The sequence below is a fragment of the endosymbiont of Acanthamoeba sp. UWC8 genome, assembly GCF_000730245.1.
Taxonomy (GTDB): Bacteria; Pseudomonadota; Alphaproteobacteria; order Rickettsiales; family Midichloriaceae; genus Jidaibacter.
In genome coordinates this window covers 1,357,267-1,370,307 of sequence record NZ_CP004403.1, presented here as the reverse complement: position 1 = coordinate 1,370,307, position 13,041 = coordinate 1,357,267, and the positions used below count along the sequence as shown (strand labels likewise).

Sequence of the window (13,041 nt, the reverse complement as noted above, 5' to 3'; positions counted from 1 at the left end):
AGCATCTCTTAATATTATTTTAAAAATTCTTTTAAGCTCTAGAGATATAATATGTTTTTACTAACTCTAGCAGCTCTTCCTTTTTTAAACTAAAATTACTATTAATCCAAGCATTTGTTGCATATAAAATTATTTCCCCAATCTCTTTACCTTCAAATCCTATCCTTCTAACCTCCCTACCGCTTAAAGGAAAAATAGGAATTATAAAGTTTTCAGCGAGCTCAAACAGCTTACTTAAATCTTTATTCGGCTCCTCAACAAATTTTAACTTTAGTTGCATTAGAAAGTTCTGCTTACCTAAAAAATAAAGTGCTTTCTTCGCGTTTATCTCATCATTGCTATTTAGCTCATAATCTTTTGAACAAAGCATTTCAAGAGTGGTCATTTCTTTATTTGATAGCCTCCATCTTAATCTGATGTTTCTACAATTTAATATCGGATCAGAGGTAGATCGTATAATTGCTGCTAAATTTATTAAAGCTTCGCTGCTAAATTTATAACCGTAAAGTTTAGTAAGGTTTGGATTCTCACAGTTTAAATGCTCCCATACCCCATTTTCAACCATAAATTTTATTGTATCAAAAGCATACTTTTTTTTAATTATTTTAAGCATTTCCTGCCTAATGCGCTCACCTGAAAGAGTTGCCATTTGTGGTGCATACTTTGATACTGCGGACAGGCTTTGCCTATCTATATTGTTACCCCCGAAATAAGAGTAGAACCTGAAATATCTTAGAATCCTTAAGTAATCTTCTTGAATTCTTTTCTCAGCAATCCCGACAAAGCGAACAAGATTGTTTTTTAGGTCTTCTATCCCGCCGTAGTAATCATAAATATTACCTTCCAAATCCATAGACATTGCATTTATTGTGAAATCCCTTCGGCCTGCATCTTCCTGCCAGTTATCGGTAAATTCTACAACCGCATGCCTTCCGAAACATTCAACATCCTTTCTGAGGGTAGTTATTTCTAAAATATGTTTATCAAAAATTCCGGTAACTGTCCCATGCTTAATGCCTGTGGGGATAGCTTTTATATTATGTTTGGAGAAAATTTCCAGTACCTGCTCGGGAAGAGCTGTAGTTGCTATATCAATATCATCCGACATTTTTCCACAGATGATATCCCTAACGCACCCGCCGACTAATCTTGATTCGCCTGCCTCAGATAATAGGTTAAAAAGCTTCCTGATCAATTCAAGAGGAATGTAAGGCGGAATATTTATTTTAGTCATGAAAATTAGCTAATCAACTAAGAATATAAGGTTATATATTATCCGGAAATAAAAAAAATTCCATCTTTAAAACCGAGCAATAATTTTCCTTCTCTTAAGTCCTGCATAGAATTGCCTATCGCTGCTCTTCTCCATCCCTGATTAACTCTTGATTCTTTATCATTAGCAAAAAGGAGAATATCGGTAGTGGTTGCAAGAAGCTGCTCATGAATTCCTAATTTCTTAGAAATAATTTCCACTAAAATTTTGAGCATAAAAAAAAGATTGTTTTTGCTTAAAAAAATAAACTTTTTATTATTTAAAACATTTTTTATTATTTCGTTTTTAGCCTCATCTAAAGTTTCATCCTGCATAATTTCCAGAATTTCATACAAGTTCTCTTCATCCAGATTCGGATGTAATTTATATTTTAAAAGTTCTTCTATAGTTAGAGGTTTTTTATGGCAAAGCTGAATAATCACTTCTTCTTTTAGCACGTAATTACGAGGTACATCCAATGCTTTTGCCTTCTCTTCACGCCAGGAAAGCAGATCATAGCATTTAATTAAATCACTTTCTTTATTAATAGCGGAAGTAAATTTGTTTAGTATACTTTCAATAGAAGTAATAAATTTACTGCCGCATTTAATCAGGTTAGATTCTTCTAAAGCCCATACGAATCTATCTACTTCATTTAACCGTTCTTCAATTTTAAAAAACAAATCATAAAGTAGATTTGCATCCGTAATTGCATACTTTAACTGTTCATCAGATAACGGTCTAATAAGCCAATCAGAAAACTGTAATTCTTTGCTGACTTTTTTATCTAAAAAGTCGGCAGCTAATAACTCGAAGCTTGGGGAGTCTTTATAGCCTAAAAACAATGCGGCAGTTTGCGTATCAAGCAGGTTTTGAGGAATGATCCCAAAGAAATTATACAATAATTCCAAATCCTGTCTGGCCGAATGGATTACTTTTAATATATCAGGAGCTGAAAGCAATTTCTTTAATGGTGAATAATCCAGTCCGCATAACATATCAATAGCAAAAACACTGTCCTTAGTTGCTATTTGGACTAGTGACAATTTCGGATAATAAGTCTTATCCCGCATAAATTCAGTATCAAAAGCCATTACTTTTTCGCTTAAAGCTTTTTCACAGTATCGTTTTAATATTTTACTATCTGTAATTAACATTAGTCATTTACCAAAATTTCTCTTTTGCCTGTATGATTAGGAGGGCTAAGAATCCCTTCCTTTTCCATTTTTTCAATTAAGCTTGCGGCTTTATTGTATCCGACTTTTAAACACCTTTGCAGGTAACTAGTTGTTGGCCTTCTATCTCTTAGTACTATGGCTACTGCTTGTGAGTAGAGGTCATCAGTATCACCTCCTGCCATATTAATTATACTATCCCCTTCCTCATCCTCATCGAGAGTAATTTCTATCTTATATTTAGGGCTCCCCTGGGATTTTAAGTAATCAACTACCATTTCAACTTCTTTGTCACCTACAAATGGGCCGTGAACACGTTCGATCTTTCCGCCTCCCATCATATAAAGCATATCTCCCATACCGAGCAGTTGCTCGGCACCCTGTTCACCCAAAATAGTTCTACTGTCAATCTTGGAAGTTACCTGGAAACTGATACGGGTTGGAAAATTAGCTTTAATTACCCCCGTGATAACATCTACGGATGGTCTTTGTGTTGCCATAATAATGTGAATTCCCGCTGCTCTAGCCATCTGAGCAAGTCGTTGAATATACCCTTCGATATCTTTACCTGCCACCAGCATAAGGTCAGCCATTTCATCAACAATAACTACAATATAAGGCAAAGGCTCGGCAGGCATTTCAATTGTTTCGAATGTCGGCTTGCCTGTTTCTTGATCAAACCCGGTTTGTATTTGTTTTTCTAAACGCTGGCCTTTACTTATAGACTCTTCGATAGCCTTATTAAAGCCTTGGATATTTCTTACTCCTAAAATTGACATTGAGCGATAACGGTTTTCCATTTCTTTAACTACCCATTTCAAAGCAGCTACGGCTTTTTTAGGCTCGGTTACGACAGGAGTTAAAAGATGAGGTATTCCTTCATAAACTGATAATTCCAGCATTTTAGGGTCAATCATAATAAACTGACATTCTTTCGGGGAAAGCTTATATAGCAGTGAAAGCACCATAGTATTAATAGCGACCGATTTCCCCGATCCCGTAGTTCCTGCAACCAATAAGTGCGGCATCTTAGCTAAATCGGCAATGATCGGGTCTCCGCCAATATTTTTACCTAAAACCAGAGGAAGCTTCCCTTCGGTTGCAACATAGGTTTCACTTTCCATCAACTCTCTTAAGTATACTATTTCTCTGCTCGTGTTAGGAAGCTCAATACCGAGCGCATTTTTGCCTGGTATTACCGAAATTCTTGCCGAAACCGCACTCATTGACCTTGAAATATCATCGGCAAGCCCTATTACTCTGGAAGATTTCGTGCCGGCAGACGGCTCAAGTTCATATAATGTTACCACAGGCCCCGGCCGTATACTTAAGATATTCCCATAAACTCCGAAATCCTGGAGAACCTGGGTGAGAAGTCTTGAGTTTTGGTTTAAGGCCGCTTCGCTTAATTGATTCTTCTTGGAAGTAATCGGCGGTTCTTTAAGAAGAGCTGTAGGCGGAAGTTGAAAATCACTTGAGCTACTCCGGGGGGTAGAGTATAATACATCTTTTTTCGGCTCAAACCTCGGCATCTTATTTTTAATTGTTAATATAGGTTTCGGTTTTTCAATTTCTATATTTGCTTCTTGATTTTCTACCGTAGTTTCATTTGTTTTTTTAGCTATTTTTCCTCTAATTAAAATATATAATGAAACCATAGCCCAGGCAAAAAGCTTTGCACCATAGGTGAAAAGCCTGATTATAACAATAATAAATTTTTTAAATTCTTTGTAGTTAATATTTAGAGTAAGCAAACTTACAATTATAATAATAGGGAAAATACTATAAAAAATATGCTTAGGATTAAAATAAACACTGAGCTCTTCTTTGACGAAGACCCCAATAAAACCGCCATAACTGATAAAGTTTTGGCTAGGAATAGGCTTTATAAATGTAAGACAGGCGGCAAGAAACGGAAGTAATAGTATTAAAAACGCGATTCTTACAGTAAGAAAGCCTATCTCTTTTAAGGTTAGTATTTTAAGCCCTAAGGTAGTTAAAAATATTACTATAAAATAAGAAGCAAAGCCTAGGGATTGTAAAATTGGGTCGGCAATAAAAGCACCGTAGTAGCCCGCTAAATTTTTAACTTCATTATCATTAACTTGATTAAATGAAGGGTCGCCTGCATTAAAACTTATGAAGGATATAAATAAAAATATTGCAAGCGCAATGATTAGTGCTCCTAAACATCTTAAAAAAAAGCTATTTAAATTAAACTTAGCTTTACTCACAATCACTCCATTTTGCTGTAGGTTAAATTATTATAGAAAATCTTCGGAATTTGCAATCCGGAACCCGTATAATAATACTTTTTATATTGGTTAAAAAGCATTAAATACATGAGCCGGGTAAGTTTTTTAAAGCATACTTTGCGCCTTGTATGTCAGATATTACCTGGGTTTTAAGTTCATCAATATCGCTGAATTTTCTTTCAGGTCTAATGAAATGAAGAAATTTTATTTTTAACTGCTTATCATAAATGTTATTATCAAAATCAAAAATATGTACTTCTAAAATCGGTTCAATTTCTGAAAAAGTAGGCCTAAGACCTATGTTAGCTATACCGTATAGTTCCTTGTCTTCAATTTCAACCTTAACCAAATAGACTCCGTATAACGGGTAAAACAATTCCTGCTTTAGGGCGATATTTGCTGTCGGAAACCCGAGCATTCTTGCTCTTTTATTACCTTCTACTACATTTCCCGAGATGGAATATTCCCTTCCCAGTAATTCATTAACAATACCAAATGCACCGAGCTTCATGAGTGCTTTAATATTTGAAGAAGAAATATCATGATAATTATAACTTATTTTACCAATTTGCTGATAAGAAAAATTATAATGTTCAGCACTTTTGGATAGAAGATTAGAATTACCCCGGCGATTTTTACCGAACAGAAAATTATATCCGGTTATGACATGTTGTACCTGCAAAGTCTGAACCAATATTCTACTGATAAACTCATTAGCCGGTATATTTGCAAACTCAGGAGTAAAATTAATTAAGTAAACTATATCTACCCCTAAGCGTTCAAACAACTCCAGCTTTTGTTCAGGCGTAATTAAACTTTCATGCTTGGCAGAAGGGTTCATAACCTCGCGCGGATGAGGAGTGAAAGTTATTACCGCAGATTGGATATTATGATTTTTAGCATAATTAGTGCAAGTTTTAATAATTTCCTGATGTGCGATGTGTACGCCGTCAAAATTTCCCAATGCTACAGCTAAATTTTTATAACTTTGGTTTTTTAAATCTTTGATAACTATCATATTCAGCTTAAAAACTCTTTTTTAATTTTAAGAATATCCATCCACATTTCTTTTTTCTTTAGAGCTTGTCTTAATAAATAAGCCGGGTGAAAAATTACAGCAGTTTTAATAGGTTTGCTTAAATAAGGATTTGAGTAATCGAAATATTTTCCTCGTAGCGAAGCCATTGATACCTTCAAATCAAGTAAAGACTCAACTGCGGTATTGCCGACCAGTATAATAAGTTTTGGTGCAACTAAAGCCACATGCTTTTCAACAAAAGGGCGGCAGATTTTAATCTCTTCCGTTGTAGGGCGCCGGTTTCCAGGAGGGCGCCAAAAGACCGTATTACTGATATATACTTCTTCTCGCTTCAACCCGATCGCAAGTAATATATTGTTTAATAATTTGCCGCTTAATCCGCAAAACGGTATTCCCTGCTCATCTTCATTGGCACCCGGTGCTTCTCCAATCAACATAATTTTAGATTTAGGGTCGCCGTCTTTAAAAACAGTATTTGTAGCACCTTTCTTTATAGCGCACCCGTCAAAAGCTCTGACTGCTTGTTCCAGCTTTTGTAAATCATTACATTTATCTGCAATTTCTCTTGAAGCATTATACTCAGGTGCTTTCGCTTTCAATTCAAGTTTCTCTTCACGTTTTTTGAGTCTATTAATAGGCTTTTCAGAAAGAAAGCTATCCACACCCATTTCCACATACCATTTTAATAAATTTTTTGCATCGTTCATAGGCTTTAAAAGTTGTAACTATTGACTTTTTAAACGATAGGAGTTATAAGAACACCTACATTTTTAATCGTATTTAACCTCAAGGAAAAGAAAATGGCAACTAAAAGAACGTATCAGCCGAGTAATTTAGTGAAAAAACGCAGAGGCGGATTTAGAGCCAGAATGGCGACCGTAGGCGGCAGAAAAGTAATAAACGCTAGAAGAGCGAAGGGTAGACACGTTTTAAGCGCGTAATTAGCTTTGAACTTAGAAAGAATTGTAAAAACGAAAGATTATTCCAGAATCTCAAAAAACTCAAGGAAGCTTCACTCTCGAAGCTTTTTGATTTTGTACAACTTGCTTATGGAAGATGATTTATTAAAAGTCGGTTTTACAGTAAGCAAAAAGGTTGGTAACGCAGTAAAACGCAACTACTGCAAAAGATTAATCAGGGTGATTACCAAAGAAATTATTAAAGAAAATAAATTTAAGCCTGCAGAAATAATTATAATTGCAAGGCCTACTCTAATTAAAGAAAAGTATATAAATCTTAAAAACGAATTTGTTAAAGGGTTAGAAAATTTAAGATGATTAAGTGCATTCTATCTTTCATATCTCAAATTTTAAAATCTTTCATATTTATATTTATTAAATTTTACCAATATACTATTTCTCCGATGCTTCCTCCTACCTGCAGATTCCAGCCCACTTGCTCCGAATATGCGATGCTTGCAATAAATGAGCATGGTATGCTAAAAGGAATAACTTATGGTTTAATTAGAATTTTAAAATGCAACCCGCTTTTTAGTGCAGGTTTTGACCCAGTACCACAAAACAAAGGAAAACAAAAATGTCAGATCAACAAAGATTAACTATAGCTGTTATACTTTCGGTTTTAATTGTATTTACTTGGCAATATTTTTTTGCTCCGCCTCCTCCTCCCCCCCCTTCTGCATTTGAACAAAAAAGCGGCACAGCTGAAATTACCCCTGATTTAGAAGAAGCTAATTTATCACAAGAAGAAATAGTAAAAGAAGGATTTAAGAATAATACCAGGGTGTTAATCAATAACCAAGCAGTAAAAGGATCCATTAATTTGGTGGGTGCAAGGATTGATGATTTAACTCTTCTGCAATATAAAGTCCATCCGAACGCAAATGATGCTAATGTTGTTTTATTTTCGCCGTCTAAAACCAGGGAAGTATATTTTGCAGAGTTTGGTTGGATTAGTAATGAAGAAAATCTGGAGCTTCCGAATAAAGAGACTTTATGGAAGGCAAATAAAGCCTCGCTAAAACAAAATGACAACATTAGCTTATCTTGGACTAATTCCCAAAATATTGAGTTTATAATTACTATTTCTTTAGATGAAAATTTTATGTTTGATATTAAACAGGAAACTAAAAATCAATCCGACAAGCCTATAAAAATCCAACCTTATTCTTTAATAAGCCGTAGTCATATTGAAAGCAAAGATAAAAATATGATTATCCATGAAGGAGCCATAGGAGTTTTCAATAACTCATTAAAAGAGGTTAGCTTTGAAGATTTAAGCAGTGAGAGAAAACTTAAATATGAAAATAATATAAACTGGTTAGGTTTCTCCGATAAATATTGGCTTGCGGCAATTATCCCCGGGCAGGATCAGGTTAGAAGAGGTAGTTTCATAGCGTTTAAAGACGGGGATTTGGAAAGATTTCAAGCTGACATAATTCAAAATACGCTTGAAGTAAAAAGTAATGCAAGTGCCGTACAAAACGTGAAACTTTTTGCAGGAGCTAAAAAGCTGGATTTATTGGATAAATACCAAGCACAATATAATATCACCCTTTTTGACCGTGCAGTAGATTTCGGTATCTTATATTTTATTACTAAACCGATTTTCATTCTCCTAAGTTATTTTTATAAAATGATCGGTAACTTCGGGTTGGCTATTCTTCTTTTAACGGTAGTAATAAAGCTAATGTTATTCCCGCTTGCATATAAAGGTTTTAGAGGAATGAATAAGCTAAAAGATTTACAACCTCAAATGCAGGCATTAAAGCAAAAGCACCAAGATGATACTATGATGTTCCAAAAATCCATAATGGAACTTTATAAAAAGGAAAAGGTTAACCCGCTTGCCGGATGTTTGCCGATTGTGCTGCAAATGCCGATATTCTTTGCCTTATATAAAGTGCTTTATGTAACTATTGAAATGCGTCATGCTCACTTTTTCGGCTGGATAAAAGATTTATCGGGAGCGGATACTACTAATATATTTAACTTATTCGGTTTAATCCCATGGGACCCGCCCGCTTTCCTGCATATCGGGATTCTCCCTATTTTGATGGCGGCAACCATGTATATTCAGCAGCGCTTAAGTCCTGAGCCTTCAGATCCTATGCAAGCTAAAGTAATGAAAATGCTGCCGTGGATATTTATGTTTATGTTCTCTACCTTCCCGTCCGGGCTTATTATTTACTGGGCATGGAGTAACATACTTTCAATTGTTCAACAGGTTGCTATTAAAAAGCTGGATACTAAAAAAGCTTAACTTTTTGTAATGGATTGTTGTATGGTTTTCGGCTATAATTGCCTTAAACTTTAAAGTAACTCATTTAACTTTTATGCCAAGCAAAAAACAAAAGATTGTCGTAGCTATGTCAGGTGGTGTCGATAGCTCTACGGTTGCAGCGCTGCTTGCAAGTGAAGGGCATGAAGTGATCGGTATTACCCTGCAACTGTATGATCATGGAGTCGCACTTGAAAAAAAAGGTGCTTGTTGCGCAGGGCAGGATATCTATGATGCTCAAATGGCTGCTGAAAAAATCGGTATTCCGCATTATGTGCTAAACTATGAAAGTATTTTTAAAGAAGCAGTTATGGAAGATTTCGCTGATAGTTATTTGAAAGGGGAAACTCCTATCCCATGTGTGAAATGTAATCAAAGCGTAAAATTTAGAGATTTATTTAAAGTTGCAGAAGATTTGGGTGCTGATGCGCTTGCTACCGGGCATTACGTACAGAGGGTAGAAGTGAACGGAAAAGCAGAACTTCATAAGGGCATGGATCCGGCTAAAGATCAAAGTTACTTTTTATTTGCGACCACTCAAAAACAACTGGATTTTTTAAGGTTTCCGCTTGGCGGGAGACTTAAAAATGAAACCAGAGAGCTTGCAAGGAAATTCGGATTGGAAATCGCCGATAAGCCGGATAGTCAAGATATCTGCTTTGTGCCAAATGGTTCTTATGCTTCAATTATTGAAAAATTAAGACCCGGAGCGCTGGATAACGGTAAAGTTGTTTATAAAGACGGAACGGTTTTAGGCGAACATAACGGTATTATTAATTTCACCATAGGCCAAAGACGCGGTATAGGGATTGCTCATAGTACCCCGCTCTATGTAATTGCAATTGATCCGAAAACCAACCAAGTAGTAGTCGGCGAAAAAGAGGATTTAGCAAATTCCATAGTCTATATTAAAGATCTAAATTGGCTTGGCGAAGAAATTCCGAGTGAAGGCATGGAATGTATAGTAAAATTACGCTCAATGCATAAAGGCGCCAGGGCTAGGATTAAAATTTCAGGTAATAACCAAGCCATAGCTGAGCTCGAAGAAGCTTATGAAGGTATTACTCCCGGGCAGGCATGTGTAATTTATAATGATACTCGCGTGCTCGGTGGTGGGTGGATTACTAAAAGTTGATATAGCTTTTTAGTGTGATAATATTTACTTTCTATTATACTGTATTTTTAAGCTTACTAAGTAATTATAATTAAATATAAGTAATACTTACATGAATCTGACTGAATATATTTTTTTTCAAAATTTAATCCGACTTCCCTATATTGAATCCATATTGCTTTACGGCTCCAGGGCACGTGAAGATAATAATGAGAGATCGGATTTGGATTTAGCTGTTTATTGCCCTGATGCAAGTGAGGATGATTGGCTGGAGGTGATCAATTTAATTGAGGATGCTGATACTCTGCTTAAAATCGATTGCATAAGATTAGATTCTATGAATGAAAACAATCCTTTGAGAAGGGCTATTTTAAAAGACGGAAAATATTTATATAAAAGGCAAATAAGTATGGATTTAAAAATAGAAGAGAGTTCAAAAAAACTACAGTAAGGCATTAAACAGATTAGAAAGTGTTTTACAGAAACCTATTATCGGTTCGGATGATACTAATATAGATGCAACTATACAAAGATTTGAATTCAGTATTGAACTTTTTTGGAAATTTCTAATGCGCATAATCGAAAATTTAGGTAAGGAGGTAAACTTTCCTAAAGAAGTTTTAAGAGAGGCATATGCGGCAAAAATGATTGAAGATGAAAAATTGTGGCTTAAAATGTTGGAGGATCGTAATAAAACTTCGCATACATATGATGAAGAGCTGGCTTATAAAATTTACTGTAATATAAAGTTATATCACCCTGTTATGCAAAGCACATATAATACATTGTGTGAAAAATTCCTGAAGGAGTAATTCATGTATAAAGATTTTATTTTTTTAACCTGCATAAGAGAATAATAACAGGGCTACATCTTATTTTCTTCTTCAAAGCACCCGTACTCAGCATCATAAGTTTCAGGGCTTAAATATTCTTCAAGGTTATTTATAATTGTCATTAACATTTAATTATTAAAAATAATATATAACTATATAAAATTATTTTTGTAATTAATTAATTGTTAACTTTTTTATAGTTAAATTAATATAGAGAAATAAATTATAGGAGAAAATATGGGTAATCCAGAGCTATCACATAAGGATAGATTAGATGTCGAAAAACATACCAAAAACATGAACGAGCAAATAAAAAATATTGTTAGAGAATATACTAAACAATATGCCAATTATACAAAGGAAGGGAATAATAAAGATTTAACGGTTCATTATAATGAAGGGGTTCAAATTAAGGATAATGCATGCAAGAAAATAGCAGAGGCCATCTCTGGTTACTTGACTAATTTAGATGCCAAAATAGAAATAATTTATCAAGATAATGAAATTAAATTAAATATTGGCTCTCTTGAAAAATTTTTTTCAGAAAATCTAAAGGAAAAGTATACTAAAGCTAAAACAGTCGAACTTAATGATCTTTTTGAAAGCCTGGATATGACAACAGATGTAAATAATAAATTAAAAGAAAATATAGCAGAGATAGGGAAAGAAATAAATGAATCTCTAGAAAAAATTAAGAATGAATTATTAGAGAGAAAAATGGATAGGATAATGGAAACATCCAGTATTTTAACTATCATAGGAGAGGTTGTTGCTTCTATCGGTAAAGCTGTTTCCAAAGCAATAAGCTATTTAATATCAGGTAAAGATAACCATAAAAATAATACAGAAGAAAATAAAGATTTAGAGAATCTTGCTGATAATAATGTTCCTAAACTGGAAAAGCTATGTGAAAAACTAAGTTCAGCTGCAAAAGAAGTAATAAAATCTGAGGTATCGAAAAGTATGGGGGCTTAAAGAACAAAACTTTTAAACTAAATACTTATATAGCAGCTCATAGTATTTATCACTTAGCAAATCTAAATAATAGATAGCGTAGCATGCTAAGTACTTATTATATTCCAGCATGATTTTTCTAAAAAACCTAAGCTTAACGGGTAACGAGCTGTTGTTATCAAGGGGGGTGAATACGGGATAATAATTAATTTTGATGCGGGGCATCATATCCTTAAATATTTTAAAACTACGAGGTAGATGATAATTAGAAGTTACCAGACATAAACTGTTATAACCTTGTAAATTCATAAAGATTCCTGTCTCAATCGCATTGCTGAAAGTGTCTTCCGCAAGGTTACCAAGCATGATGTGTTCTCTGGGAACCTTATATTTATCGGTCAATTTAAAAAAATCTTCTTTAATGACGCCTTTCCCGACCCCTGAAATCAAAATTTTTTTAGCGCCGCTATTATTAAAGAGTTTAATTGCTTCTTCAATCCTATTTTTTCCTCCGGTAAGCACTACAATAGCATCTACTTGATTATCACTACAATTCTCTTGAGGAATATAAAAAATAAAAGAAATAAAACCGAAAAACCAAATAAAGAAGATTAACAAGAAAACTAAAGCTAATAATTTTAAACGAGTTTGAAAGATCATAAACTTAAACATTTAGTGGCGGGGATGACGAGACTCGAACTCGCGACCTCCGGCGTGACAGGCCGGCGCTCTAACCAACTGAGCTACATCCCCCCTTTATATCAGGCCTAGGGTAACCTAATAGTTTTAAAAAGCAAAGTTTTTTAAACTTTGGTGGGCGGTGACAGGGTCGAACTGCCGACCTCCTCGGTGTAAACGAGATGCTCTACCAGCTGAGCTAACCGCCCTTTTAAACAGGTCTTGTGAGCTCAAATAAATAATAGGTTTTAATTAAAAAGGCAAGAAAAATATTATAAAAAAGTAGAGATTCTACGATTACCCGCTTACAGGGGTAATCAATTTCTTGTTTAGTTGGTACTTTAGCTTCTGTATAGCCAAATCGGTTATAAATTCTTTTGAGGTTGAAACCGAGCCGAAAACACAAACTTCAATTTTAGTGTGAGGGTCTATAGCACTAACTTTTAGGAGGTTTTTAATTTTAAAATATTCTATAATAAACGAGTCTTGTTGCACTGCTTC

The 13,041-nt window shown here is 34.5% G+C and carries 15 protein-coding genes and 2 tRNA genes; 8 read left to right on the top strand and 9 right to left on the bottom strand.

What is annotated here, in order from left to right; translation table 11 throughout:
• Positions 1–31: 31 nt before the first annotated feature.
• From I862_RS06670 to I862_RS06650, 5 genes are all read right to left on the bottom strand, one after another.
• Positions 32–1,234 carry a CCA tRNA nucleotidyltransferase gene (locus I862_RS06670; protein WP_052646527.1) on the bottom strand — a complete coding sequence of 401 codons (1,203 nt, stop codon included), beginning with the start codon at positions 1,232–1,234 and terminating at the stop codon, positions 32–34.
• A gap of 38 nt (positions 1,235–1,272) precedes the next feature.
• Positions 1,273–2,409: a ribonuclease D gene (locus I862_RS06665; protein ID WP_038540355.1), complete on the bottom strand. Its 1,137-nt coding sequence runs from the start codon at positions 2,407–2,409 to the stop codon at positions 1,273–1,275.
• Positions 2,409–4,661, bottom strand: a complete 2,253-nt coding sequence (locus I862_RS06660; protein ID WP_052646581.1) for a DNA translocase FtsK — start codon at positions 4,659–4,661, stop codon at positions 2,409–2,411. Before I862_RS06660 ends, I862_RS06665 begins: the two co-directional genes overlap by 1 nt.
• A gap of 100 nt (positions 4,662–4,761) precedes the next feature.
• The gene (locus I862_RS06655; RefSeq protein ID WP_038540352.1) at positions 4,762–5,700 is read right to left on the bottom strand and encodes a bifunctional riboflavin kinase/FAD synthetase; all 939 of its coding nucleotides are present in this window, start codon (positions 5,698–5,700) and stop codon (positions 4,762–4,764) included.
• A gap of 2 nt (positions 5,701–5,702) precedes the next feature.
• Positions 5,703–6,428: a uracil-DNA glycosylase gene (locus tag I862_RS06650; protein WP_038540349.1), complete on the bottom strand. Its 726-nt coding sequence runs from the start codon at positions 6,426–6,428 to the stop codon at positions 5,703–5,705.
• 93 nt (positions 6,429–6,521) lie between these two features.
• Between I862_RS06650 and rpmH the strand changes: the two genes are divergently transcribed.
• The 8 genes from rpmH to I862_RS06610 all read left to right on the top strand — a co-directional run bounded on the left by rpmH (position 6,522) and on the right by I862_RS06610 (position 11,883).
• Positions 6,522–6,662: a 50S ribosomal protein L34 gene (gene rpmH, locus I862_RS06645; protein ID WP_038540347.1), complete on the top strand. Its 141-nt coding sequence runs from the start codon at positions 6,522–6,524 to the stop codon at positions 6,660–6,662.
• A gap of 6 nt (positions 6,663–6,668) precedes the next feature.
• Complete coding sequence (gene rnpA / locus I862_RS06640) at positions 6,669–6,998, top strand: ribonuclease P protein component (RefSeq protein WP_075260602.1); 330 nt, start codon at positions 6,669–6,671, stop codon at positions 6,996–6,998.
• Positions 6,995–7,279 (top strand): membrane protein insertion efficiency factor YidD, encoded by a 285-nt coding sequence (gene yidD / locus I862_RS06635; protein WP_052646525.1) that lies wholly within the window; start codon positions 6,995–6,997, stop codon positions 7,277–7,279. Before rnpA ends, yidD begins: the two co-directional genes overlap by 4 nt.
• Positions 7,258–8,943, top strand: coding sequence for a membrane protein insertase YidC (gene yidC, locus I862_RS06630; RefSeq protein ID WP_038540344.1), 1,686 nt, complete (start codon positions 7,258–7,260; stop codon positions 8,941–8,943). The genes yidD and yidC overlap by 22 nt, the downstream gene beginning before the upstream one ends.
• 73 nt (positions 8,944–9,016) lie before the next feature.
• Positions 9,017–10,096 (top strand): tRNA 2-thiouridine(34) synthase MnmA, encoded by a 1,080-nt coding sequence (mnmA, locus tag I862_RS06625; RefSeq protein WP_038540341.1) that lies wholly within the window; start codon positions 9,017–9,019, stop codon positions 10,094–10,096.
• 91 nt (positions 10,097–10,187) lie between these two features.
• A complete protein-coding gene (locus tag I862_RS06620) occupies positions 10,188–10,526 on the top strand; it encodes a nucleotidyltransferase family protein (RefSeq protein ID WP_052646524.1) in 339 nt (112 codons plus the stop codon).
• A gap of 37 nt (positions 10,527–10,563) precedes the next feature.
• Complete coding sequence (locus I862_RS06615) at positions 10,564–10,887, top strand: HI0074 family nucleotidyltransferase substrate-binding subunit (RefSeq protein WP_324604787.1); 324 nt, start codon at positions 10,564–10,566, stop codon at positions 10,885–10,887.
• 258 nt (positions 10,888–11,145) lie between these two features.
• A complete protein-coding gene (locus tag I862_RS06610) occupies positions 11,146–11,883 on the top strand; it encodes a hypothetical protein (protein ID WP_038540338.1) in 738 nt (245 codons plus the stop codon).
• A gap of 12 nt (positions 11,884–11,895) precedes the next feature.
• Here the strand turns inward: I862_RS06610 and I862_RS06605 are convergent, their stop codons facing one another.
• The 4 genes from I862_RS06605 to I862_RS06590 form a co-directional block, all read right to left on the bottom strand.
• Positions 11,896–12,522, bottom strand: a complete 627-nt coding sequence (locus I862_RS06605; RefSeq protein WP_158499294.1) for a YdcF family protein — start codon at positions 12,520–12,522, stop codon at positions 11,896–11,898.
• Between the two features lie 16 nt (positions 12,523–12,538).
• Positions 12,539–12,615 (bottom strand) — tRNA-Asp (locus I862_RS06600).
• 58 nt (positions 12,616–12,673) lie between these two features.
• A tRNA-Val gene (locus I862_RS06595) sits at positions 12,674–12,749 on the bottom strand.
• A gap of 88 nt (positions 12,750–12,837) precedes the next feature.
• Entirely contained in the window at positions 12,838–13,035 is a 198-nt protein-coding gene (locus I862_RS06590) for a DUF6898 family protein (protein WP_038540335.1), read from the bottom strand.
• Positions 13,036–13,041 lie beyond the last annotated feature (6 nt).